The 25,585-nt window shown below is 68.7% G+C and carries 18 protein-coding genes; 7 read left to right on the forward strand and 11 right to left on the reverse strand.

Going from position 1 to position 25,585, the window contains the following annotated elements:
* Positions 1-766, forward strand: a 766-nt coding sequence (locus ACTWQJ_RS02125) for a metallophosphoesterase (protein ID WP_443304898.1), incomplete at its 5' end; no start/stop codon positions are given.
* A gap of 38 nt (positions 767-804) precedes the next feature.
* Here the strand turns inward: ACTWQJ_RS02125 and ACTWQJ_RS02130 are convergent.
* Together ACTWQJ_RS02130 and ACTWQJ_RS02135 are read right to left on the reverse strand one after the other, a co-directional pair.
* Positions 805-2,268 (reverse strand): ATP-binding protein, encoded by a 1,464-nt coding sequence (locus ACTWQJ_RS02130; protein ID WP_443304899.1) that lies wholly within the window; start codon positions 2,266-2,268, stop codon positions 805-807.
* Positions 2,265-2,990 (reverse strand): response regulator transcription factor, encoded by a 726-nt coding sequence (locus tag ACTWQJ_RS02135; protein WP_443304900.1) that lies wholly within the window; start codon positions 2,988-2,990, stop codon positions 2,265-2,267. Before ACTWQJ_RS02135 ends, ACTWQJ_RS02130 begins: the two co-directional genes overlap by 4 nt.
* 166 nt (positions 2,991-3,156) lie before the next feature.
* On the opposite strand from ACTWQJ_RS02135, the gene ACTWQJ_RS02140 reads away from it, so the two are divergent.
* The gene (locus ACTWQJ_RS02140; protein WP_443304940.1) at positions 3,157-5,574 is read left to right on the forward strand and encodes an MMPL family transporter; all 2,418 of its coding nucleotides are present in this window, start codon (positions 3,157-3,159) and stop codon (positions 5,572-5,574) included.
* Here ACTWQJ_RS02140 and ACTWQJ_RS02145 read toward each other — a convergent pair.
* From ACTWQJ_RS02145 to ACTWQJ_RS02180, 8 genes are all read right to left on the reverse strand, one after another.
* Complete coding sequence (locus ACTWQJ_RS02145) at positions 5,567-6,175, reverse strand: Uma2 family endonuclease (protein ID WP_443304902.1); 609 nt, start codon at positions 6,173-6,175, stop codon at positions 5,567-5,569. The two genes, ACTWQJ_RS02140 and ACTWQJ_RS02145, sit on opposite strands and share 8 nt — an antisense overlap.
* A gap of 91 nt (positions 6,176-6,266) precedes the next feature.
* A complete protein-coding gene (locus ACTWQJ_RS02150) occupies positions 6,267-7,025 on the reverse strand; it encodes a TetR/AcrR family transcriptional regulator (RefSeq protein WP_443304903.1) in 759 nt (252 codons plus the stop codon).
* A 23-nt stretch (positions 7,026-7,048) separates the two neighbouring features.
* A complete protein-coding gene (locus tag ACTWQJ_RS02155; RefSeq protein ID WP_409470095.1) occupies positions 7,049-7,459 on the reverse strand; it encodes a VOC family protein in 411 nt (136 codons plus the stop codon).
* Positions 7,460-7,715: 256 nt separating this feature from the next.
* Positions 7,716-8,477 (reverse strand): succinate dehydrogenase iron-sulfur subunit, encoded by a 762-nt coding sequence (locus ACTWQJ_RS02160; RefSeq protein WP_129803663.1) that lies wholly within the window; start codon positions 8,475-8,477, stop codon positions 7,716-7,718.
* Positions 8,477-10,231 (reverse strand): succinate dehydrogenase flavoprotein subunit, encoded by a 1,755-nt coding sequence (gene sdhA / locus ACTWQJ_RS02165; protein WP_224737945.1) that lies wholly within the window; start codon positions 10,229-10,231, stop codon positions 8,477-8,479. The genes ACTWQJ_RS02160 and sdhA overlap by 1 nt, the downstream gene beginning before the upstream one ends.
* A gap of 23 nt (positions 10,232-10,254) precedes the next feature.
* Positions 10,255-10,737 (reverse strand): succinate dehydrogenase hydrophobic membrane anchor subunit, encoded by a 483-nt coding sequence (locus ACTWQJ_RS02170; protein ID WP_224737944.1) that lies wholly within the window; start codon positions 10,735-10,737, stop codon positions 10,255-10,257.
* A gap of 5 nt (positions 10,738-10,742) precedes the next feature.
* Positions 10,743-11,123, reverse strand: coding sequence for a succinate dehydrogenase, cytochrome b556 subunit (sdhC, locus tag ACTWQJ_RS02175; RefSeq protein WP_443304904.1), 381 nt, complete (start codon positions 11,121-11,123; stop codon positions 10,743-10,745).
* A 237-nt stretch (positions 11,124-11,360) separates the two neighbouring features.
* Positions 11,361-11,786 carry a 2-oxo-4-hydroxy-4-carboxy-5-ureidoimidazoline decarboxylase gene (locus ACTWQJ_RS02180; RefSeq protein ID WP_443304905.1) on the reverse strand — a complete coding sequence of 142 codons (426 nt, stop codon included), beginning with the start codon at positions 11,784-11,786 and terminating at the stop codon, positions 11,361-11,363.
* A 274-nt stretch (positions 11,787-12,060) separates the two neighbouring features.
* Here ACTWQJ_RS02180 and ACTWQJ_RS02185 point away from each other — a divergent pair, with 274 nt between their 5' ends.
* From ACTWQJ_RS02185 to ACTWQJ_RS02200, 4 genes are all read left to right on the forward strand, one after another.
* Positions 12,061-13,722, forward strand: coding sequence for a family 20 glycosylhydrolase (locus ACTWQJ_RS02185; protein ID WP_443304906.1), 1,662 nt, complete (start codon positions 12,061-12,063; stop codon positions 13,720-13,722).
* A gap of 81 nt (positions 13,723-13,803) precedes the next feature.
* Entirely contained in the window at positions 13,804-14,328 is a 525-nt protein-coding gene (locus tag ACTWQJ_RS02190) for a hypothetical protein (protein WP_443304907.1), read from the forward strand.
* Positions 14,329-14,404: 76 nt separating this feature from the next.
* Positions 14,405-14,974: a hypothetical protein gene (locus tag ACTWQJ_RS02195; protein WP_443304908.1), complete on the forward strand. Its 570-nt coding sequence runs from the start codon at positions 14,405-14,407 to the stop codon at positions 14,972-14,974.
* Between the two features lie 130 nt (positions 14,975-15,104).
* A complete protein-coding gene (locus ACTWQJ_RS02200) occupies positions 15,105-15,500 on the forward strand; it encodes a hypothetical protein (protein WP_443304909.1) in 396 nt (131 codons plus the stop codon).
* A gap of 51 nt (positions 15,501-15,551) precedes the next feature.
* On the opposite strand, the gene ACTWQJ_RS02205 is transcribed toward ACTWQJ_RS02200, so the two are convergent.
* A complete protein-coding gene (locus tag ACTWQJ_RS02205; RefSeq protein ID WP_443304910.1) occupies positions 15,552-16,037 on the reverse strand; it encodes a hypothetical protein in 486 nt (161 codons plus the stop codon).
* 376 nt (positions 16,038-16,413) lie between these two features.
* Between ACTWQJ_RS02205 and ACTWQJ_RS02210 the strand changes: the two genes are divergently transcribed.
* Positions 16,414-25,530, forward strand: a complete 9,117-nt coding sequence (locus ACTWQJ_RS02210) for a golvesin C-terminal-like domain-containing protein (RefSeq protein ID WP_443304941.1) — start codon at positions 16,414-16,416, stop codon at positions 25,528-25,530.
* Positions 25,531-25,585 lie beyond the last annotated feature (55 nt).

A 25,585-nucleotide genomic window follows, 5' to 3' on the forward strand; every position in this document is an offset into this window, starting at 1 on the left:
CGTAGGAACCGTCGGCTCCGGCACGTACAGCGTCCTGAACGGGCCCAGTGTGAAACGCGTCACCGTCCCGCTGGCCAAACTCCCGCGTGCGGCACACGGTTTCCGGATCGCGGTGGTCAGCGACATCCATCTGAGCCCGGTCCTCGGCCGGGGCTTCGCCCAGAAGGTCGTGGACACGATCAACTCGACGCAGCCCGACCTCATCGCGGTCGTCGGCGACCTCGTCGACGGCAGTGTGAAGGACCTGGGGCCCGCGGCCGCGCCCCTCGCCCAGCTGACGGCCCGCCACGGCGCCTACTTCGTCACCGGCAACCACGAGTACTTCTCCGGCGCCGAGCAGTGGGTGGAGGAGGTACGGCGACTCGGCCTGCGCCCCCTGGAGAACGCCCGTATGGAGCTGCCCCACTTCGACCTCGCGGGCGTCAACGACGTGACCGGTGAGGAGGAGGGCGACGGTCCGGACTACGCCAAGGCCCTCGGCGACCGGGACGCGGCACGCGCGTGCGTGCTCCTGGCCCACCAGCCCGTGCAGATCCACGAGGCCGTCGAGTACGACGTCGACCTCCAGCTCTCCGGCCACACCCACGGCGGCCAGCTCTGGCCCGGCAACCTCATCGCGGCGGCTGAGAACCCGACCCTGGCGGGCCTGGAGCGCTACGGCGACACCCAGCTGTACGTCAGCCGCGGAGCGGGCGCCTGGGGGCCGCCCACGCGCGTCGGCGCACCCTCCGACATCACGGTGATCGAGCTGGCCTCGCCCCGGTGACAGGGCGAACGGAGCGGCGGCTCACCCGGATCTGAGCCCTACACGGGTGCAGCCGTCCGGGCCGGCAGGGTCACCGTCACCGCCAGCCCCTCGCCCGGCGCCGTACGCACCGCCACCTCGCCGCCGTGCGCATGGACCACCCCCTGCACGATCGCCATGCCCAGCCCGCTGCCGGCGCCGCCTCCCGCGCGGAAGAAGCGGTCGAATATGCGTGCCGCGTCCTCCGTGTCGAGGCCCGGGCCCTCGTCGGCGACGCACAGCCGTACCACCCCGTCGGAGCGCTCCACGCCGAGCCGCACCGGCACGTCGGCGGGTGTGTGGATACGGACGTTGCCCAGGAGGTTGCCGAGTATCTGGCGCAGCCCGGACTCGTCGGCGTGCACCAGCAGGGAGCCGTCGGCGCCGACCGTGATGGGCCGTTCGGGCTGCTGTACGCGCAGGTCCTCCGCCGCCTCCCGCACCAGTCGGCTCAGGTCGACATTGTGGAAGCGCAGTTCGGGCTGCTGGTCGAGGCGGGCGAGAGTGAGCAGTTCGTCGACGAGCCGGCCCATGCGGTCCGCCTCCGCCATCACCCGCTCCCAGGCCCGCTTGCGGTCCGCCGGGTCGCGCAGCATGCCCTTGTCGTACAGCTGGAGGTAGCCGCGTATCGCGGACAGCGGGGTGCGCAGTTCATGCGAGGCGTCGGCGACGAAGCGGCGCAGCTGGGCGGCGCTGCGTTCACGCGTGCGATACGCCGACTCGACCTGATGGAGCATCGAGTTGAGGGCGAGGCGGAGCTGCTCCACCTCCAGGGTGGCCTCGCGGCTGGACGGCACGCGCCGGGTCAGGTCGCCCTCGGCGATCGCCGTCGACGTCTCGACCATGTCCTCCAGGGGCTGCATCCGGCGGCGCACGCTGAACATCGTGAGACAGGCCAGCAGGGCCAGCAGCAGGGTGCCGACGGCGAGGTCGAGCTTGAGGGCCCTGCTGAGGATCTGGTGCACGGCCTCGGTCGAGGTGGCGAGCAGGACGGTGGTGCCGTCGGCGAGTTGGCCGGCGGTGACGCGGTAGTGGTCGCCCTGGACCTGGATGTCGTGGGGCTCGGTGTCGGCCACGAGGACCGCGGGTTCGTGCACCGCGGCGGCCAGCGCGCGCTGGGTGTCGGTCGGCGCGAAACCGCCTATGGTCAGAGGGCGCCCGGCCTTGTCGACGGCCGCGAAGACGGAGCCCTGCACGAGCGACTCGGCGTCGCCGCCGGACGAGTCGGGAGCCAGCTTTTCGCTGAGGGCGAACAGCGCGGTCAGCGAGTCGACCTGCTCGAAGGTGAGCGGGGCGTCGCCGATCGAGGCGCGGGACGTCATCAGCTCACGGTCCACGGTGTCCAGCAGGTAGATCCGCATGCCCATCAGGCTCACGGCGGTCGCCACGACGATGGAGAGCGCCAGCAGCACCACGTTCGCCAGCGTCAGCTTGCCGCGCAGGGAGTGCAGGCTGCGTCCGCAGCGGCCTTTGTACGGCCTCATGCCAGCCCGTATCCGACGCCCCGCCGGGTGGTGATCACCGGCGGTCCCAGCGCGTCCAGCTTGCGCCGCAGATAACTGATGTAGGTCTCGACGACCGTCGACTCGAGCGGGACATGCTCGTACTGCCAGACATGGCGCAGGAGTTGCTCCTTGGGCACGATCCGGCCGCCGTTGCGCACCAGGAAGCGCAGCAGGGCGTACTCGGTGGGGGTCAGCTCGACCGTGCGGCCGGCGCGGCGCACCGAGTACGTCGTCTCGTCCAGCTCCAGGTCGCCGTACCGCAGCGGGGGGCGGTGGGGCAGCACGTCGGCGGGGCGGGTGCGGCGCAGCACCGCGGTGACCCGGGCGACCACCTCGTCGATGTTGAACGGCTTGGTGATGTAGTCGTCGCCGAAGCCGAGGGCGCCGACGACCTCGGCGGGCGAGTCGCGCGCGGTGAGGAACACCAGCGCCAGGTCCGGGCGCCGCTCGCGCAGTTCACGGCCGAGGGCGCGGCCGTCGCCGTCCGGGAGCATGACGTCGAGCAGCGCCAAGTCGATGGGGGTGCCCCCGCGCGAGCCTGTTCGAGCGTGGGGGAGGGTGCGCTCGGCGAGGGTGAGCGCCTCGCGGACGGTGCCCGCGGTCATGACCTCGAAACGGTGGTAGCGCAGGGCGATCGCGAGGACGTCGGCGATGCTCACCTCGTCCTCCACGACCAGCACGGTGCCGGGAGCCGTCGTCATGCCCCCAGTATCGGCGCGGGCACCGACAACCGGTCCGTCTTCGCTTTGGAGTTCGTTGAGAGTCATGGGCGGGTCGTGTCCACGCCCGCGCCGGGCCGCCGATCCTGTTGCCCAGGACCTGGGGGACCAACCGACAACGGATGAAGGAGCGTTGAGCGTGGCGACATTGGCACGATGGTGCTATCGGCACCGGCTGGTGGTCCTGTTGCTGTGGGTGGGGGCGCTGTTCGGCCTGGGCTTCTCGGCCTCGAGCGCGGGCACGAACTACGCGGAGGTCTTCTCCCTGCCGAACACGGACTCCAAGAGCGCGTACGACCTGATGCAGAAGGCCTTCCCGCAGCGCTCCGGGGACGTCGACACGGTGGTGTGGAAGGTCGACGAGGGATCGGTGCGCGACGAGGACGTGCGGTCCCGGATGGAGCCCGCGCTGCGGGAGATCGGGGAGATGGACGGGGTCGGCGAGGTCGCCGGCCCGTACGGGGACCGGGGTGCGGCGCAGATCAGCGAGGACGGGCGAACCGCCTACGCCCAGGTCACCTTCGCCGAGCAGGCGAACGCGGTACCCAAGGAGCTGGTCCAGGACGTCGTCGACACGGCGCAGGACGCGGGAGGCGACGGCCTGCAGGTGGAGCTGGGAGGCCAGGCCATCACCCGCGTCCAGGAGCCGCCCACCGGCACCGCCGAACTGGTCGGCATCGTGGCGGCCGCCGTCGTGCTGTTCCTCGCCTTCGGTTCGCTGTTCGCGATGCTGCTGCCGCTCGTGGTCGCGATCTTCGGTGTGGGTACGGGCATGTTCTCCACCCAGCTGCTCAGCCATGCCACGAACGTGCCCGAACTCGCCTCGTTCCTGTCCACGTTGATCGGTCTCGGCGTCGGCATCGACTACGCCCTGTTCATCGTCACGCGGCACCGGCGCGGCATCCTGCGCGGCATGGCCCCGGAGGAGTCGGCGGCCACCGCCCTCAACACCTCCGGCCGGGCCGTGCTGTTCGCCGGCGGCACGGTGTGCATCGCGCTCGCCGGGATGCTGGTGACGAACCTGCGCTTCCTCGACGGTGTCGTCATCGGCACCTCGCTGACCGTCGTCCTGAGCGTGCTCGCGGCCGTCACCCTGCTGCCCGCGATGCTCGGCTTCCTCGGCCACCGGGTGCTCAGCCGCCGCCAGCGCCGCAAGCTGGCCGCGCAGGGGCCCGAGCCGGAGCGGCCGAGCGGGCTCGCGGCCCGCTGGTCCGCGACCGTCCAACGGCGCCCGCGTTCCGTCGCCGCGCTGGGGCTCGTCGTGATGGTCGTCCTCGCGCTGCCCGTGCTGTCACTGCGGCTCGGCACCGTCGACCAGGGCAACGACGAGGCGTCGACGACCACCAGGAAGGCCTACGACCTGCTCGCCGAGGGATTCGGCCCCGGTTTCAACGGCCCGCTCCAGGTCGTGGTGGACGGCGCCGGGACCGACGGGCTGGTCACCGCCATCCGGGAGACGGAGGGCGTCGCCCAGGTCGCCGCGGCACCGCCCGCGAACGGCGTCACCGTGATCCAGGTCGTACCGACCACGTCACCGCAGGCCGTGGAGACCGACCGCCTCATCGACACCCTGCGCGACGACGTCATCCCGGACGCGGGGGCACAGGCCCATGTCGGTGGGGTGACCGCCGTGTCGAAGGACTTCGCGACCGTCACCGGTGACCGGCTGCCGTTGTTCATCGCGACGATCATCGGACTCGGCTTCCTGCTGCTGATGGTCGCCTTCCGCTCCCTCGTCGTACCGCTGACGGCGGCCGTGATGAACCTGATCGCGGCCGCCGCGTCGTTCGGGGCGCTCGTCGCGATCTTCCAGTGGGGCTGGGGCCTGGATCTGCTGGGCCTCGGCAAGGAGGGCCCGATCGCCGCGTTCCTGCCGATCATCATGCTCTCCCTGCTCTTCGGCCTCTCCATGGACTACCAGGTGTTCCTGGTCAGCCGGATGCACGAGGAGTGGGTGCACACGAAGGACAACGCGCGCGCGGTGCGCGTCGGCCTCGCGGAGACCAGCCGGGTCATCAACTCCGCCGCCCTGATCATGGTCTGCGTCTTCCTGGCCTTCGTGCTCAGCGGCGACTACGCGGCGGCCATGGCGGGCGTCGGCCTGGCAGCGGCGGTCGCCCTGGACGCCTTCATTCTCCGTACGGCCCTGGTGCCCGCCGCGATGCACCTGCTGGGCCGCGCCAACTGGTGGCTGCCGGCGGGGCTGGAGAAGTGGCTGCCGCATCTGGCGGTGGAGCCGAGGGAGGCGGCGGCGACGACGGAGGAGCCGGTGGCCGCAGGGGGCGCCTCGGTGATCCACGGCTTCGTCCGTACGGCGGACGGCGAGCCCGTGGAGGGCACGGTGGTGACGCTGCTCTCGCGCGGCGGGCGTCAGCTGGACCGCGTGACGTCCCTGGCGGACGGCTCGTACATCGTGGCGGTGCCGGGGCCGGGGACGTATCTCCTGGCGGCGACGGCGAGCGGCCTGGGGTCGCGGGCACGGCATGTGGTCGTGGGTGAGGGGCCGCTGGTGTACGACGTGGAGCTGGCGGATGTGACGGAGGGGGAGGTGGACGCGGTCAACTAGCCTTCGGCTGACCGGCCTTCAGGATCTGGTCGACGTCGAGGACGACTTCGGCGCCGACTGACCTGGGCAGGGTGACGACCTCGCCGGGGGAGTGCGGGCGGTGATTCTCGTACTCGTCCCCGGCGGGCTCGGTCAGTACGTGAAGGCGCTGGTGCTTGCGGTCGACGATCACGTAGACCGGGATTTTGGCGCTTGCGTAGGCCTTCACCTTGTCGCGCAGGTCGGTTCGATAGTTGCTGGAGGTGACCTCCAGGACCAGGCGGAAGCAGACGGGGTCGTAACAGTTGTTCTCGACGTAGTGGTCCTGGAAGTCGGCGTCCACCAGAGAGAGATCGGGGATCGCGTAGTCCTCGGTGCCGGTCGGCAGCCACAGGCCGATTCCCTGTACCACCCTCGATTCTGTCTCGTGGAGACCGGCGGTCAGGAAGGGCAACATGAGATCGGTCAGGGCTACGGCGTGCGGGCCGTCCGGTGGCGGGGTCACGAGGATCTGGCCTCCGATGATCTCGACGCGGTAGCCCGGATTGCGGTCCATGAGCCGGTTGGCCTCTGCGGTCAGAGGGCGGTGCTCATGGGGCCGCTCGACGGATGCTGCGGACATCACGTGCCTCCCGTGGGCTGGTGTCGAGAGCATCATCGTAGGCAGGTCAGGACCCGAACGTCCCGCTCAAGCCGATTCACCCGATCGTGGATCACCCTGCCCGCCCTGCACCCCCCGGATCCGGCAACACCTTGGTCATCCCCGGCAGAAAATCCGTGAACAGCTCGTGCACCTCCAGCACCAGCGGCCGCAGCACCCGGAACCGCGCCAGGCTCACCCCGCGCGCGGTGAGCCGAGCCCCCCGCTCGGCCAGCCGGTAACTGCGCCCGCGCCCCTCGGTCCGGTCGAAGATCCAGTACAGGCACAGGCCCATCTGAGCCAGCCACATCAACTCGGGAAGGACGTCCCGCAGTTCCTCCGGTACCTTCGCCCTGGACCCGGCGAGCACCTCCTGGTGCACGCTGATCGCCTCCACGCGCGCGTGCTCCGACTCCGGCGAGAACGGGCTGAGCGGGCTGTCGGGGTCGGCGGCGTTCTTGAAGAACTGCACCGCGAACTCGTGGTACGGCGTCGCGACGTCCAGCCACGCCTTCAGGACGCCCGCGAGCCGCGCCTCCAGGTCGGTCTCCCGGTCCAGGACGTCGCGGACCGCCGCCTGGTGCTCGGCGGCGATCCGGTCGTAGAAGCCCTGGACCAGGTGCTCCTTGCCGGCGAAGTAGTAGTAGGCGTTGCCGACGGAGACCCCGGCCTCTTCGGCGATGGCCCGCATGGTGGTCCTGTCGTACCCGCGCTCCCTGAACAGCCGCATCGCCGTCTCCAGGATCAGCGCACGCGTCTGCTCGGACTTGGTCGGCGTACCGCTCCCCTCGGAGTGGTCGCTCGGCGCGGGACTGTCGTTCTTCGCGGGCACGAAGAGAGCCTAGCCAGTGGGATTCAGGGCCTCCGCCCCAGCTCCGGCCGCTTGCTGTAGTCCGTGAATCCGAGGATGTTCCCCCACGGATCGGCGATCTCGACGGTCCAGCCGGTGGCCACGGGGGAGGGGGCGTCCAGGAGGGGGATGCCGGCCTCGGTCAGGGCATGGGCCGCCGTGCGCGCGTCCGGCACCTCGAGCCACACCCGCGGCGACGGCCAGGGCGGCGGACGGTGCCCGAACTCCTCCTCCCGCCGCAGCAGAATCCCGGGCGTCTCACCTCCGACCTTCAGCAGTGCGATCCCGGCCTCGTCGAGCCGGAAGTCCGTCGCGAACCCGGCCCGCTCGTACCACCGCACGGCCTCGTCGAGGTCTCCGACGGGCAGCAGTACGTTGTCGAAACCGAGCAGCTCGTACGACTGGTCATCTGACATGCCCTCAGGTTAGGTGCACGCCGAAGCCCGGCCACGGACACCGGACCGCGGGCCGACCATGTGATCACCCGTTGAGGTGAGGCCGAGGCCGGAGGCCCGTTGTCGGTGCCGCCCTCTACATTCGTCGGCATGGCAGTCGTGACGTTCGTCGACCATCGCCTTGCCGAGGGTCACCGCCGGCATCCGGGAGCCCGACACAGCGAGGGCTCCCGGCCCGGCGTACCGGACGGGGAGCCCTCGCTGTGCTGACGGAAGGTCAGAAGCGCCGGGTGATCAGCGCCCTCTTCACTTCCTGGATCGCCTTCGTGACCTCGATGCCGCGCGGGCAGGCGTCCGTGCAGTTGAAGGTCGTGCGGCAGCGCCAGACGCCGTCGCGGTCGTTGAGGATCTCCAGGCGCTGCTCGCCGGCCTCGTCACGCGAGTCGAAGATGAAGCGGTGCGCGTTGACGATGGCCGCCGGGCCGAAGTACTGCCCGTCGTTCCAGAAGACCGGGCAGGACGACGTGCAGGCGGCGCACAGGATGCACTTCGTCGTGTCGTCGAAGCGCTCGCGGTCCTCCGCGGACTGCAGACGCTCACGCGTCGGCTCGTTCGTGTCCTTCGTGATGAGGAAGGGCATGACGTCCCGGTACGCCTGGAAGAACGGCTCCATGTCCACGACCAGGTCCTTCAGGACCGTCAGGCCCTTGATGGGCTCGACCGTGATCGGCTTCTCGGGGTTGATGTCCTTGATCAGCGTCTTGCAGGCCAGGCGGTTCTTGCCGTTGATCCGCATGGCGTCCGAGCCGCAGATGCCGTGCGCGCAGGAGCGGCGGAACGTGAGCGTGCCGTCCAGGTCCCACTTGATCTTGTGGAGGCCGTCGAGGACGCGCTCCTTGGGGTCGATCTCCAGCTGGAAGTCTTCCCAGGTCGCCTCCGCCGAGACCTCCGGGTTGAACCGGCGGACCCGGAAGGTGACGGTGATGTACGGGGTGGCCGTGGACTCCGCCTCGGCCTTGTCCAGAACAGGGGTAGCCATCAGTACTTACGCTCCATCGGCTGGTAGCGGGTCTGGACGACCGGCTTGTAGTCGAGACGGACGGACTCGGTCCCGTCGGCGCCGACCTCGCGGTACGCCATGGTGTGGCGCATGAAGTTGACGTCGTCGCGGTTGGGGTAGTCCTCGCGGTAGTGACCGCCGCGGGACTCCTTGCGGGCCAGCGCGGACACCGCCATGACCTCGGCCAGGTCGAGCAGGTTGCCCAGTTCGACGGCCTCCAGGAGGTCCGTGTTGAACCGCTTGCCCTTGTCCTGGATCGCCACGTTCTTGTAGCGCTCGCGCAGCTCGGCGATCTTCTCCACCGCCGTCTTGATCGTCTGCTCGGTGCGGAACACCATGACGTTGGCGTCCATGGTCTCCTGCAGCTCCCGACGCAGAGTCGCCACGCGCTCGGTACCCGTCGACGTCCGCAGGCGCTCGATCTGCTCGACCACGAGCGACTCCGGGTTCTCCGGCAGCTCGACGAAGTCCGCCGTCTGCGAGTACTCCGCCGCCGCGATACCGGCCCGCTTGCCGAACACGTTGATGTCGAGGAGGGAGTTCGTGCCGAGACGGTTCGCGCCGTGCACGGACACGCACGCGACCTCACCGGCCGCGTACAGGCCCGGGACGACGGTGGTGTTGTCGGCGAGGACCTCGCCCTCGACGTTGGTCGGGATGCCGCCCATCGCGTAGTGCGCCGTCGGCTGGATCGGGATCGGGTCCGTGTACGGCTCGATGCCCAGGTACGTGCGCGCGAACTCGGTGATGTCGGGCAGCTTGGCGTCCAGCTGCTCCGGCGGCAGGTGGGTCAGGTCAAGGTAGACGTGGTCGCCCTCGGGACCGCAGCCGCGGCCCTCACGGATCTCGGTGTAGATCGACCGCGACACCACGTCTCGCGACGCGAGGTCCTTCATGACCGGCGCGTACTTCTCCATGAAGCGCTCGCCGTCCTTGTTGCGGAGGATGCCGCCCTCACCACGGGCGCCCTCCGTCAGCAGGATGCCCATGCGCCAGATGCCGGTCGGGTGGAACTGGAAGAACTCCATGTCCTCCAGCGGCAGACCCCGGCGGTAGACCGCGGCCTGGCCGTCACCGGTCAGCGTGTGCGCGTTCGACGTCACCTTGAAGAACTTGCCGCAGCCGCCGGACGCGTAGATCACGGCCTTCGCCTGGAAGACGTGGATCTCGCCGGTGGCGAGTTCGTACGCCACCACACCGGCCGACTTCTTGATGCCGTCGACCTCGGTGATCAGCTGGTCCAGGACGTAGAACTCGTTGAAGAACTCCACGCCCTCCTTGACGCAGTTCTGGTACAGCGTCTGGAGGATCATGTGGCCGGTGCGGTCGGCCGCGTAGCAGGAGCGGCGGACCGGAGCCTCGCCGTGGTTGCGGGAGTGACCGCCGAAGCGGCGCTGGTCGATGGTGCCGTTCGGGGTGCGGTTGAACGGCAGGCCCATCTTCTCCAGGTCGAGGACCGAGTCGATGGCCTCCTTCGCCAGGATCTCGGCGGCGTCCTGGTCGACCAGGTAGTCACCGCCCTTGACCGTGTCGAAGGTGTGCCACTCCCAGTTGTCCTCCTCCACGTTGGCCAGCGCCGCGGCCATGCCGCCCTGCGCGGCGCCCGTGTGGGAGCGGGTGGGGTAGAGCTTGGTCAGCACGGCGGTGCGGCTGCGCTTCGTCGACTCGATGGCGGCGCGCATGCCTGCGCCGCCGGCGCCGACGATGACGGTGTCGTACTTGTGGATCTTCATGAGTGGATACCTCAGCCCCGTGCCTAGCGGATGTTCGGGTCGAAGGTGAAGATCACCAGCGTGCCCAGCAGGATGGTGAACACCGTTGCGGTGTACAGCAGGCCCTTCAGCCACAGGCGCGTGTTCGCGCGCTCCGCGTAGTCGTTGATGATCGTGCGCAGACCGTTGGCGCCGTGCAGCATCGCCAGCCACAGCATCAGCAGGTCCCAGACCTGCCAGAACGGAGACGCCCAGCGGCCGGCCACGAAGGCGAAGCCGATCTTGGAGACGCCGCCGTCCAGTACGAGCTGGATCAGCAGGTGCCCGATGACCAGGACGACCAGGACGATGCCGGACAGGCGCATGAAGAGCCAGGCGGCCATCTCGAAGTTGCCGCGCGTGGTCTTCGGGGTCTTCTTGGTGCGCTTGCGCGGGGGCTCGATGAGCGGTGCGGGGTTGTCGACCGTGTAGACGGAGCCGCCCTCGACGGGGCCGATCCCGGAAGCGGTCTTTTCAGTCGTGGACATTGGCGTCAGCTCCCGAACACTTCACGAGCGGCGTGGCCGAGGACGGGGTAGATCGCCCCGAGCATCAGCACGACCCAGATGCCCACGACCGTCCAGAGCATCTGCTTCTGGTAGCGCGGGCCCTTCGACCAGAAGTCGACGGCGATGACACGCAGGCCGTTGAGCGCGTGGAAGAGGACGGCGGCGACGAGGCCGTACTCCAGCACGGCGACGATCGGCGTCTTGTACGTTGCCACGACCTCGTCGTAGGTCTCCGGGGAGACACGGACGAGTGCGGTGTCCAGCACGTGTACGAACAGGAAGAAGAAGATGAGGACGCCGGTGACTCGGTGAGCCACCCAGGACCACATTCCTTCCCGGCCGCGGTACAGCGTTCCAGCCGGCACGGAAGAACCCTCCGGGAGCGGGGATTGGGGCCTGCCGGCTTCGTTGGTCGGACGGGCCCGGCCGGGTACGGTCCACCGGCCCCCAGCATCGTAGCGACGTGTGCCTGCGGCGCTTACGCCGGGACCTCCGGTGTGATCAATGTGGCAGTCGAACGGGCTATTCGTGGTGGGGTGTGCCGTTATGTGCCGGGTGTGCACCGTTTGGGCTGGTCGCGCCCCCTGGCAGAGCCGCTGATGTCACAGCCCCGCGCCCCTGAGGGCGTGGATCAGCCGACCCCTTGCCAGGCGGCGGAGTTCTTCTGCCGCTACCACCCGCTCGTCCTCCGGATTGTTTGTCAATCGTGACCGGATGGCTGCCAGGGTCTGGTCGAGGGCCTCGTCCGGGGGGAGGTCGGTCACACAGATGACGAACGCGTGTCCGAATCGGGACTCGTATGCCGCCTGGGCCGCGCTCAGTGCCGTGTGGGCGGCGGAGTACACGCCCTCGGGCAGCTCGGGCAGGGCCTCTGCCGCCAGCGCCTCCGCCAGGTCCCCCGGTGTCAGGTCGTACGCCGCCTCGTCGGATGCGGCGAGCAGGGCGTCCAGGTCGGGGTAGGGGCGGTGGGCGGTGAGGCGGTGGGCCCAGTGGGGGCTGCGCAGGCAGGTGAGGAGGATGCGCTGCATCGCCTCGGCGGGGGCCGTGTTGAACAGGTCCAGCGGGGCGGGGGCGCCGCGGGTCTGTTCCGGTAAGGCGACTTGGCCGGGGAGGTCTGGGAGACGGTGCGCAGGCAGCGTGGGTCCTCGTGGGCGTCACGTGTGTGTCAGCAGGGGATCTTGTGAGAGGCGTGTCGTCACGTTATCGAGAGTGGTCAGGGATTGTCCGATGGATGCGCGAATTTCACCCGCACGGCAGAGTTTGAAAGCGCGCGGTGGACGTTCGACGCCTTAGGTTGGCGGGGTGAGCCAGCACAGGCGCCGGGCACCGGCGACGAAGGTGAAGCGGAGGCGGGTGCTGATCACGGCGGCCGTCGCCGGCGTGATCGCGGTCGGGCTGAGCCTGGGCGTGTGGGCCGTGGAGGGCGGCAGCGGTCCGGCCGGTTCGGCGATCCGGCCCGCGGACACCGCCGCTCCGACGGCCTCCGGCCCCGATGCCGCGGCCGCGCCGACCCCGACCCCGTCGCCCACCCGCTCGTACCCCCTGTCCACGGCCCCGCGCACGATCCCCGCCGTCCGCGACCACACTCCGGGGCGCGGCCCCGGATGGCGCCCGGCGCGTGGGTACCGCGTGGTGGTGAACGATGCGGACCTGGCCGACGAGGGGCGGCTGATCGCCGGTGAGCTGGGGCTGTCGTACGGCGGTGAGAAGGATGACGTGCGCGCCGGGGACGTACGGCTGGCGCTCGGCGGCGAGGCGGGTGCGGACCCGGAGTCGTACACCATGACTGTGCGCGGCGGGCGGGTGACCATCAGCGGGCCTGCCGACGCGGGTGTCTTCTACGGCACCCGCACGCTGAAGCAGACTGTGCACGGCGGTGGCACGGCTCCGGAGGGCATCGTGCGCGACGAGCCGGCCAAGCCGCAGCGGGGGCTGATGCTGGACATCGCCCGCAAGCACTTCACCGCCGACTGGATCGAGGACCGGGTGCGGGAGCTGGGCGACCTGAAGTTCAACCAGCTGGGCCTGCACTTCTCCGACGACCAGGGCTTCCGCATCGAGTCCGACAAGCATCCGGAGATCGTGTCGAAGGAGCACCTGACCAAGGCGGAGGTCGGCAGGATCGTCGACCTCGCGGAGAGCCGGCACATCACGGTGGTGCCCGAGATCGACTCGCCGGGTCACCTGGGCGCGGTCATCGCCGCCCATCCCGATCTGCAGTTGCGCAACGCACAGGGTGTGGCGGCGCGCGGTGCGGTGGACATCTCGAAGCCGGCCGCCGCCGAGATCGTCGACGAGCTGATCGACGAGTACGCCGGCCTCTTCCCCGGCGGGCAGTGGCACCTCGGTGGTGACGAGTACCGGGCGCTGACGACCTCCGACCCCCAGGCCTCGTACCCGCAGCTCGCGGCCGCCGCGCGGGAGGCGTACGGCTCCGGCGCGACCGTCGCCGACCTCGCCACCGGCTGGCTCAACGACCGCGCCGCCACCGTCCGCGCCCACGGTCGCACCCCGCGCGCCTGGAACGACGGGTTCTATGCCGGTACGACCGTGCAGCCCGCCAGGGACATCAAGGTCGCGTACTGGACGGGCAAGGAGATCGGCGCGCGCATCCCGGTCGAGTATCTGAGGGCGGGCCGCGAGGTCATCAACTACAACGACGAGTTCCTGTACTACGTCCTCGGGCAGCCCCAGACCTTCGTCTATCCGACGGGGCAGCGGATCTACGAGCAGTGGACGCCGCGCGTGCTGCGCGGTACCCAGGCGGTTCCGGCGCAGTACGACGACCAGATCCTCGGCGGCTCCTTCGCGGTGTGGTGCGACCTCGCGAACTCCCAGACGCAGGCCCAGGTGGCCGCCGGCATCCGGATGCCGCTGCGGGCGACGGTTCAGAAACTGTGGGATCCGGATCAACCCGAGCTTTCCTGGGCAGAGTTCCGCAAACTGGCCGACCGGCTCGGCTGAAGGCGCGAAGGGCTGCGAAATTCCCCGGGGTTGTGGTGTATTCGGCCCACAGGGCCGAGTCGAAACGCCGGGGGAACGGACATGGGCTACTGGGGATACTTCGTCGTGGGACGCGACGAGCGGCCGCTCGCGGAGCTGGCCGCGCTGTCGGGGGTGCCGGGCGGTGAGCTGCGGGAGTCGGCGCCGGGTGGCTGGCAGGTGTGGGAGTACGCCGGCGGCGACGGTGACGTGGGCAGCATGAACGCGCTGGCCGCCGAGACCGGGGCGCCCGCGCTCTTCGGGTTCGTCATGGACAGCGCCTGCGTGGTCGTGGAGGCGGCGGCACCGCAGAGCGGGGCGTGGACGGCCTGTCTGGCGCGGGCGGCGATGGCCGGGTACCTCGGCGCGGACAGTGAGGGGCTGACGCTGGAGGACTACTTCCTCGAACCCGGCGACGCCGCCGAACGGGCCGTCGCCTGGGCCGCGGAGGCCGGTCACACCGTGCCCGCCGAGCCGCTGCTCGACGTCCTGACCACCGATCCCGACCCGGCCTCACTCCCGACGGATCCCCTGGCCGAAAACATCTTCTTCCGCTTCCTCGACCGGCTCGGCGTGGTACCCCTGTGACACTGCGGCGGCGCTGCGCGCAGTAAGGGGAAGTGCGGGCTCCGTAAGGGATGGCGCCCCGGAGCAGGAGGCGTGGATGAGCCTGGTGGAACTGATCGCGCAGGCCGACGAACGCGGACTGGTCGCCAGTGGGCTGGCTTGTTTGGATCGGTGTGTGCCCTTGTTGGGCGGTGACGACGAGGTGCTGCGCCCGCTGTGGGCGAACCTCGCGGACGGCTCGGACACGGGCGAGTGGGGCGCTCTGCTGGACAAGACGCGCGCACAGCTGGGCGTCGCGGACGTCATGGACGCCGAGGACATCGAGGACGAGGCCGCGCTGCTGGTCCGGCGGATGCTGGCCGCCGCCCCAGGTGTCCGGTCGGCCGCAGAGGCGCGGGTGTGGGCCGACGGCTGCTCGGTCGCCTCCCTGCAGATCCACCGCCTCCTCGACCCCGCCGAGGACGGCGCGGACTCGGTCGACTCCCGCCGCGCGGGCAGTACGGAGGGCATGTCGCCGCTCGTCGCCGCCGAACTGCGCCGCCAGATCACCGTCCTGGAGCTGCTCGCCGAGCACGGCTCGGGCGGGTTGCGCCGGGCGCTGGAGGTGTCCACGGAGGGGCGGCGGGTGCTGCGAGCGGTCGTGTCACGCCGGGCGCGCCACGCGTAAACCGGGTTGCGGGAAAGAATCCTGTGACCGTCCTGGGGTGGCGTTGGGGCGGTCCTGCGCCGGTTGCGGGAACCCGCCGGAACCGTGTGACGAATCCTCGCGCCGCCGCGCTCTTCGGAGTGTGACGACTGTGACGACAGAGCAGGAAACCAGGCCCTCAGCTGCGACGAAGCCGGTGCGCTGGGCAGCGGACGCGGTGGCGACGCTGCGCGAGGGGGCGCGGCTGCACCTCGACTACTCGGCGCAGAGCCTGTGGCGCGTCGACCGGCTCATCGACGAACTGCGCCGGGAGGAAACGCCGTACGCCGCCGTGGAGAGCGTGCTGCGCGGCCTGGGCGCGTACGCGGGTGAGGTGATCGTCCGTCAGACCGGCGCCGAGTGGTGGGCGACCGGGGGCGACCACTGGATCCGCACCCCCGACGGCCGCCTCTGGGACCCGGTCGACGAGGCCCGCCGCTGCTTCGCGGGCGACGGTTCGCTGCGGCTGCTCTGCCGGGACGCGACGCGCGGGGCGGACCGGCGGTAGCGGGACCCTTCCGTCAGCCGGTGGCCTCGTCCGTGCGGTAGCGGGCTTCCGTCAGCCGACGGCCTCGTCCGTGCGCTCCGGCGCCGGAAGTTCGCCGGTGCAGGTCGCGCGTCCGTACGTCCCGGAGGCGGTCGCGCTCTGGACGTGCTGCCCCCGGATGGCCAGGGTGCAGCGGGCCTGGCCGCCCTCGCCGTCCAGGACGATGTTGACGGTGGGCGGCTGCCCGAGCGGCACCTGGACGGTCTTCTTCCAGGGGAGCTCCACGTTCTTCTCGACGGTCGCCTCGCCCTGCTCGCTGCGTGCGAGATAGCTGACCTCGACCTGGCCCTCTCCGGTGACCTCGTACGTCACGGCGGCGGTCGGCACCTTCCGCTCGGGCTTGTTCTCCTCGCCGAATCCCCCGAGCACGCCGAACAGGACGAGCCCGAGGCAGGCGGCCAGGATTGCGCCGCCGATGACGAGGGCGCTGCGGTCGCCGTCGTCCGGCTTCTCCTGCTCCCCCTGGTCCTTCTGGTCATTGGTTTCGGTTGCTGGCATGGCCCTGGCTTTCGTCGTGATGTCGTCGTTTCGGGCTCGCGGGTAATTCTTGCGCGAAATACCCGGGTGGTGAACCGGGTGGTTATACCGCATGCGGAGCCGTCTGTTCCACCCTGCGGATAAATAGGGCAAAGGGTCTTGCGGAATGCAGTGCGATGTCCGGCAGGAGGTCGCCCGTCCCCTTTGTCGCCCTGCTTGACCTGCCCGTTTGTTGCTGATTAGACAGGCCGGATGCCGGTCGGGAATACCCGCCCGGCGGTTTGGCGTGCCCGAATTCCGGTGGAATTCCGGGAAGGGTGCGTCGCAGACGGAAAGGGCATTGGACGTGAAAGTCCGATACGGGAGACTGATCTCCTGCCTTGTCGCTTCGGCGGTGGTGTGCACCGCACTGCCGCAATTCGCGTACGCCGCGCCCGCGGCCGCGTCGGACGATGACGACAAGGGCGTCATCGACACCGTCGCGGACTGGTTCTCCGGCGACGACGAGGACGACGACAAGCCGCCGACCGGCGGCAAGCTGGAGATCCTCAGCCGGCAGAAGCTGCCCAAGGGCAAGACGCTGCCGCCCGCCAAGCGGGTCAAGGAGCTGGAGAGCAAGCGCACGGCGACGGCCCGCTACTGGCAGCTGTCCGACGGGCGGATCGAGGCCGAACTGTCGGCCGAGCCGCTGTCGTACCGGGACGGCAAGACCTGGAAGACCATCGACACGTCGGTGGAGAAGACCGAGGCCAAGGGCTTCGAGTTCGCCAACACCTCTAATTCCGGGCGGAGTTGGTTCGGTGAGAGCAGCGGCAAGCTGGTGCGGTTCAAGTCGCCCGACGGCCGCGCGGTCACTCTCGGCCTGGCCGGCGCCGACCGGACGCTGAAGCCGGTCGCCGACGGCTCGACCGTCACGTACGAGAACGCCGTCGGCGGCGCCGACCTCGAGTACAAGGTCGGCCGCGGCCAGGTCAAGGAGAACATCGTCCTGACCGAGCCCCCCTCAGGCCCGGTCAGCTACACCTTCACCCTCGACACCGACGGGCTGACGCCGAAGGCGCGCAAGGACGGCGCGATCGAGCTGTACGGCGAGCTGCCGAACACGCCGGTCATGGTGATCCCGGCGCCGTACATGACGGACGCCAAGAAGGTCGCGGACTCCCCCACGGGCGGGACGTATTCGACGGCCGTCAAGCAGAAGCTGACCCGTGACGGCAAGAGCTGGAAGCTCACCGTCACCCCGTCGGCGAAGTGGCTGGCCGCCAAGGACCGCCAGTACCCGGTGAAGATCGACCCGACGATCACCATCGCGCCGGACGCCTCCAGCGCCCAGGACACGATGGTCCTGTCGGAGTTCCCGACGGCCAACTACGCCACCAGCTGGAAGCTCTCGGCGGGCAGGACCAGCAACGGCTACATCTCGCGGTCGCTGATCTACTTCCCGCTCAGCGCGATCCCCTCGGGCACGACGATCGACTCGGCGCGCCTGGAGATGTACTTCGACCAGGTACACGCCGGGGAGGCCAACGACGTCACCATGGAGGTCCACCGGGCCACGGGGTCGTGGACCGAGACCGGCGCCAACTGGAGCAACACCTCCGGCCTGGTCGGTGAACTGTCCGGCACCACCGTCCAGATCGACGACGGCGACACCGGCACGGCGGCGGTCGGCGAGTGGCCACGCGCGACGACCACCGGCGGCGCGGCCACCAACGACGACTTCGCGTACAACAAGAACACCGCGACCGGTGAGACGTACACCTGGCAGCCGAAGATCAACGAGACGGCTTCCTACCGGGTCGAGGCCCACTACCCGCCCGCCTCGGACGGCGCCACCGCGGCTCCCTACACGCTCACGCACCGCGACGGCACGGCGAACCACACCGTCAACCAGAGCGGTACGGCGGCGTCCTGGAAGGCCCTGAGCAGTACGCAGTACTACTTCAGCAAGGGCAACGCCGGGAAGATCGTCCTCGGTGACACGGGCAGCTCGACCACCCGCAACATCGCCGACTCGCTGCGCCTGGTGAACCCGGCGCAGATCGTCAAGAACAAGGGCGAGCACAGCCAGTGGCACAACTTCGCCGTCACCGACACCGTCCAGAAGTGGGTGTCCGGTACGGCGACGAACCACGGCTTCGTCATCCAGGCGCAGAACGACACCTCGACGTCGACCCCGGTGGGCGGCCCACGCTACGAGTCCGGTGACGGCGCCTACGGCGGCGAGACCTCGACGATCCCGCGGCTGACGGTGACGTACGGCAAGGTCGGTACGACCCTCAACTCCCCGACCGTGGTGCACTCCACGGGCCCGGAGCTGAGCTGGAAGGCCTACAGCAACACCACCGGCGACCCGGACCTGGACATCGTCGAGTACCAGCTGCACCGCTCCACGCAGCAGGCGTTCACGCCGTCGGCGGCCACCCTGGTCGCGCCGATCGACAAGGCCGTGACGACCTACACCGACACCACCGCCGTACCGACCCCGGACTCCTCGGCGAACGAGATCGGCAAGTCGTACTACTACCAGCTGGCCGTCAAGACCAAGGACGGGCAGCTGCTCGGCTCGCCGACCCGCACCGTGGGCATTCCCAAGGCCGGCCGGACGATGAAGATCATCCAGGGCAGCCAGGGCGGCGTCACCGACACCACGCTCTCCTCCACCAAGCCGGACACCAACTACGGCGCGTCCCTGACCGAGCCGGTCACGAACACCGGCCAGACCTGGCTGGAGGTCGGCAACGACTCGCCGACGTACGGCAAGACGCGTGCGCTGCTGAAGTTCCCCACCACCTCGATCCCGGCGACCGCGACGGTCCTGGACTCGAAGATGTACATGTGGGGCGCGGAGACGACGACCGGTACCGACGGCGCGATCTACGAACTCCACGGCATGACCCGGGACTTCGACGCGGCGACCGCCACCTGGAACAAGGCGAACTCCACCACCTCGTGGACGACGGCGGGCGGTGACCTGTCCTCGACCGTCTCCGACACGGTGGCTTCGGTCTCCGACGTCGGCCGTCACTGGTGGGACGCCACCAGCCTGACCCAGACCTGGGTCAAGACGCCCACCAACAACAAGGGCGTCGCGGTCAAGCTGAAGGACGAGACGAGCACCGGCCCTCAGGAGCACACCCTGTTCCTGTCCGCCGAGGCCGCCGACCCGCAGCTGCGCCCGTACATCCAGGTCATCTACGTCGACTCGACCACCGAGGACACGTACTACGCCCCGCAGACCCCCGCCCGCATGACCCCCAACTCGACCTACACGGTGGAGTTCACGGTCACCAACACCACGGCCACCGCCTGGGCGGCCGGCGAGCGCGAGCTGTCGTACACCTGGAAGCTGCCCGACGGCACGGACGTGACCAACGGCGGCAACCAGGTCGCCACCGCGATCCCCGCGCTGCTGCCGGGCAAGTCGGCGACCATCCAGGCGCAGGTCAAGACGCCGATCAACTCCGACTCGGGCAGCAAGCGCACCGAGTACGTGCTCGGCTGGGACGTCCGCAAGATCGCCGACGGGACCTGGCTGTCCGCCGGTACCGGTGGAATTCCGCCGCTGAAGCAGAACGTGGCGGTGGAGGACCCGACCTCCAACACCATCGGTCTGGAGAAGTTCTACAGCTACGCCGGCAAGAACACCGGTGCCGGATCGTCGCTGATGAACAACGTGGCCTCCGGCAACACCGTCTGGCAGTACAACGCGATCAACAACCCGGGCCGCGGTCTGAACACCTTCGCCCGTGTCGCGTACAACTCGCTGGACACCAGTGACACCGTCCTGGGCCACGGCTGGTCCGCGCAGGTCTCCGGCCCGACCCGGCTCGGCGCCCCGCTGGACTTCCACCCGAACCCGAACGCGAACGCGACGGAGATCCGGCTCCCGGACGGCGACGGCACCACGCACGTCTTCCGCAAGCAGGAGGACGGCAGCTGGAAGGCCCCGGCGGGCGTCCACTACAAGGTCACGATGAAGGCGGGCCTGGACTGCCAGCCGGCCAAGGATCCGATCCCGGACGCCTGGACGCTCACGCGCCCCGACGGCACGCGGTTCCTCTTCGGGTGCGACGGCTACATGACGTCGGCCGTGGACAACGACGGCAACACGCAGACGTTCACGTACGAGCAGCGCCGGTCCCACAACAAGCCGACGAAGTTCCTGAAGTACATCACCGACCCGGCGGGCCGGCAGTCGCTCACGATCGACTACTACGACAAGGCCGAGGCTCCCTTCCCGAAGGTCGAGGACCACGTCCAGTCGATCACTGACATCTCGGGCCGGAAGCTCACCTTCGAGTACTCGGACCAGGTGCTGCTGACGAAGGTGACGGACGGCGCGGACTCGTCCCAGCCGAAGGTCTTCGGCTTCACCTACGACGCGACCCAGGGCAACAAGAACGTCAAGCTGGTCAAGGCCACCGACCCGCGGGGCAACGCTACCGACCTGGCGTACTACGCCCCGCAGACCGGTGACGACCCGAAGTTCCACTGGTGGACCAAGACGATCACCGACCGTCTCCGGTACACCACCGGGTTCACCTACGCGGCGAACACGTCGAACACCAAGTTCATCGACACGAAGGTCACCGACGCGGAGAACCACGTCACCACCCATGTGACGGACGACTTCGCCCGCCCGGTCCAGCTGACCAACGCCAAGTCGCAGACGACCAAGCTGGGTTGGGACGCAGACAACAACGTCACCTACCTGGAGGAGGCGAACGGCGCCAAGACCGCGTCCTGCTACGACGCCAAGACCGGCTACCCGCTGCGCCAGTGGGACGCCGAGGTCACCAAGAGCTGGACGTCGTTCAACCAGACCGACTACTGCGACCCGGCCAAGTACCCGGCGAACGCCACCAAGTACGAGTACCAGACCCGGCTCGACGGCTACTCCGCCGACCTGTGGCGCAAGACCTCGCCGCTGGGCAACATCTGGGAGTTCGGCTACGACTCCTTCGGCAACCAGACGTCCGTGACCGACCCGGAGGGCGTCGCGTCCGCCACGGCCGGCGACTACATGTCGACGACCGAGTACGACGCGTACGGTCAGCCGAAGAAGGACACCGACGCCAACGGCAACTCCACGACGTACGCGGAGTACGGCCCGCACGGCTACCCGGCGAAGATCACGGACGCCAAGCAGGCGACCACGACCTTCACCTACGACGTGCGCGGCAACACCCGTGAGGTCATCAACGACAAGGGCGCCAAGGTCACCCAGGACTACGACTACTTCGGCCGCCCGCTGGAGAAGAAGGAGCCCAAGGACCAGGCCGCTGGTGAGTTCATCACCACGCCGGCCCCGGTCTACGACGCCAACAACAACATCACCAAGGCGTACGCGCCAAACGGCGCCGAGACCACCTCGGAGTACGACGCGGCCGACCAGGTCACCGACGTGATCTCGCCCAAGGACGAGGCCACCGACCCGGAGCGCCGCACCGTCACGACGTACGACAAGGTCGGCAACGTCAAGACGGTCACCGAGCCCAAGGGCACGCTGACCAGCACGGCCGGCGACTACATGACCTCGTACACCTACGACGAGATCTACCAGCCGGTCTCGGTGGTCAACGCCAAGGGCGACACGGTCACCAGCACCTATGACAACGTCGGCAACCTGATCAAGGTCGTCGACCCGAAGAAGAACGCCACCACCGACCCGGACGACTTCACCACGAAGTACGACTACGACCTGAACCACCGGGTCGTGAAGACGACGGACGCGAAGGGCAAGTTCACCACCGTCCACTACGACCTCGACGGCCGGACCGACCAAGCCACGGACGCCGAGGGCAACACCACGGAGACGACCTTCGACCGGCGCGGCCTCGCCAAGCAGATCAAGGTCCCGTACTCCAAGGACGGCTCCGGCACCATCACCTACCGCACGACCCAGTTCGAGTACGACGAGGTCGGCAACCAGACGAAGGAGATCAGCCCGCGCGGCGTCGCCACCACCGACGACGCGACCGACTACATCACCGAGACGGTCTACGACGAGCTGAACCGGGTCAAGGAGACGCTGTCGCCCTTCGACAAGGACGACACCCGCTACTCCACGCCCGACCGCACGATCTACACCTACGACTCGGTCGGCCAGCTGAAGGAGGTCTCGGCCCCGCCGTCGCAGGGCCAGAGTGTCCGCAACGTCACGTCGTACGAGTACTACGACAACGGCTGGACCAAGTCGGCCACGGACCCCTTCGGGATCCAGACGAAGTACGACTACAACGTCCTGGGCCAGCAGACGAAGAACACGCTCATCTCCGCCGGCGGCTCCTCGCAGCGCACGATGACGTGGGACTTCTACCCGTCGGGTAACCAGAAGGCGCGCGGCGACGACGGTATCCCGGTGGGCAACCAGGTCGTGGTCGTCGACTCCTCGGATGTCAACAACACGGCCGTGCAGGGCAGTTGGGGCCCGTCCCAGGCCATGGGGCAGTGGGGCTACGACGTCCGGACGAACGGTGCGGGCACCGGCGCGGACGCCTTCACCTGGCAGCTGAACATCCCGCAGGACGGCACGTACGAGGTCTTCGTCCGGCACGGTGACGTGACCGGCGCGGCCACCGACGCGAAGTTCCAGATCACGCACTCGACGGGCACGGTGACCAAGACGGTCAACCAGGCCACGGGTTCGGACACCTGGACCTCGGTCGGTTCGTACACCTTCACCGAGTCCGGCACGCAGAAGGTCACCCTGACCGACGCCGCCAACGGCACGGTGATCGCCGATGCGATCAAGCTGGTGCGCTCCAACACGGGTGAGACCGACAACGAGCGCAAGGACTTCACGTACAAGTACGACGCCAACAGCCTGCTGACGGAGGTCAAGGACCTCTCGCCGGGGGCCAAGGCCGACACGTACACGATGTCCTACGACGAGCTCGACCAGCTGTCGAAGGTCGAGGAGAAGCTGGGCAGCACGGTCAAGAACACGACCTCGCTGACCTACGACGCCAACGGCAACCCGCTGACCACCACGCACGACGTGACGTGGTCGAAGGCGGAGTACGACGCCCGCGACATGATCGAGAAGATCACCAACGCGGACTCGCCGACGGCCGGCAACCAGCAGATCACCACCTTCACCTACACCGACCGCGGCCAGCCGCTGAAGCAGACCAAGCCGAACGGCAACACGGTCGACTACAGCTACTGGCTCAACGGCGCGGTCAAGCAGCAGGTCGAGAGGACGTCGGCCGACACGGTGGTGGCCCAGCACGACCTGGAGTACGACCCGAACGGGAACCGCTCCAAGGACACGGCGAAGGTCATGAACGCCGACAACTCGGCGGACTACCTGGACACCGTCTCGACCTTCGACTACGACCCACAGGACCGCATCCAGAAGGTCACCAAGACCGGCGACGCGGCGGGCACGGAGGAGTACTTCTACGACGGCAACTCCAACATCGTCGAGCAGAAGGTCGGCGCGGCGGGCAGCGAGGTCACCACGACCTCGACGTACGACCGCAACCGTCTGCTGAAGACGACGACGGCGGGTGTCGCGTCGACGTACAACTACGACCCGCTGGGCCGTCTGGACACGGTGTCGTCCAACGGCTCCACGGCGGAGAAGTACACGTACGACGGCTTCGACCGCATCGCCAAGCACACGGCGGGCACGGGCACGTCGGCGAAGACGACGACGTACGTCTACGACGCCTTCGACCGCACGGCGCAGGAGACCACGTCCGGGACCAACGGGAAGACCACGGTCTTCACCTACCTGGGCATGGAGGACAAGGTGCTGCGGGAGGAGGTCGCGGGTAAGGCGACCAAGTCCTACCAGTACTCGCCGTGGGGCCAGAAGCTGACCCAGATCAAGCACAACACCGACAGCACGAAGGAGTACTCGCAGTTCCTCTACCACCCCAAGGGCGATGTGGAGGCGATCACCAAGGACACCGGCACCACGCGTGCGACCTACGGCTACACCGCGTACGGCTCGGACGACGAGAAGCAGTTCACGGGTGCCGACAAGCCGGACGCGCAGAACCCCGACAAGGAGCAGTACAACGCCTACCGCTACAACGCGCAGCGGTACGACGACGGTTCCGGCACCTACGACATGGGCTTCCGGAACTACGACCCGGGCCTGAACCGGTTCCTGACCCGGGACATGTACGGCGGCGCCGCCGCGGACATGGCCCTGGCCACGGACCCGTACACGGGCAACCGGTACGCGTTCGCCGGCGGCAACCCGATCTCGTTCGTGGAGCTGGACGGCCACCTGTTCGGTATCGACATCTCCCTGTCCGACGTGGGCCACGCGGCCCTCGACGTGGCGGGCATGGTGCCGGTGATCGGCGAGGCGGCGGATGTCGCGAACGGCATCTGGTACGCGGCCGAGGGCAACTACGCGGATGCGGCGCTGTCCATGGCGGCGGCTGTTCCGGGCGTGGGGATGGCGGCGACCGCTGCCAAGTACGCCAAGAAGGGTGCGAAGGCAGTTGATGCCGTCAAGGGCGGTAGCAAGACGAGCAAGGGCACCAAGACGACCAAGGCGAAGAACGCCACCCCGAAACCAGCCAAGTCCGGGCCCAAGCCGAAGAAGTCCGAACCAACGGCCTGCAAGGTGCCCCCGAAGAAGCGCAACAGCTTCACTCCCGGCACCAAGGTGCTGATGGCAGACGGGTCCATGAAGAACATCGAGGACCTGAAGGAGGGTGAGTACGTCCTGGCCTCCGACCCGGAGACCGGCGACGTCCAGGCCCGCCGGATCACCGAGACCCGCAGCCACAGTGGTGACAAGCATCTGATCACCCTCACCGTTGACCCGGACGGCAAGGACGGCAAGGCCGAACCCAGCACCATCACGGCCACTGCCGAGCACCCGTTCTGGCTGCCGGACTACGGCAAATGGGTGGATGCGGGAGACCTCGCTGCCGGCATGTGGTTGCAGACCTCGGCCGGTACCTGGGTCCAGATCACCGCGATCGATGAGGCTCACCGGACCCAGCGGGTCCACAACCTCACCGTTGACGGTCAGCACACCTACTATGTGGTGGCCGGCAGCGCTGCGGTCCTCGTACACAACGCGGGATGCCCGACCGCCGATGCGCTGCGGGCGGCACCGCACCCGGGCAAGGTGAGCTTCTCGAAGCTCGACCCCAAGAAGACGGCAGCCGATGCCGGTGGTGTGCAGGCCGCGAGTGGCTATGCCTCCCAGGTTCCCTCGGGATTCCAGCGGGCGACGCCTCAGCAGGTGCTGTCCAGCATCCCCGGCTATCAGAGGATGCCGAATGCCTTCCTCGACAACAAGGAGGGCCCGGGCGCGTACTTCCTGTCGCACGCGGAGAAGCAGGCTTCGGCGCTGAACCCGGGGGCCGACGCTATATCGGTGAACCGGTCCATGTGTGACGACTGTATCGGCGCATTTCAGCAAAAGGCGCAGAGCCTCGGAAAGACACTCTACGTATCGGATCCGGATGTCATCAACATCTTCCGTCCTAATGGACGTTGGGATGCGATGAACTATCCAGACTGGATGCTGTAGCAGTTGACCTACCGGGTGGTGCGGCTGTCTGCCGCGCCACCCGGTTCGTTTGGGT

Origin of the sequence: Streptomyces sp. KR55, assembly GCF_052245645.1 — a bacterium.
Lineage (GTDB): Bacteria > Actinomycetota > Actinomycetes > Streptomycetales > Streptomycetaceae > Streptomyces > Streptomyces flavusporus.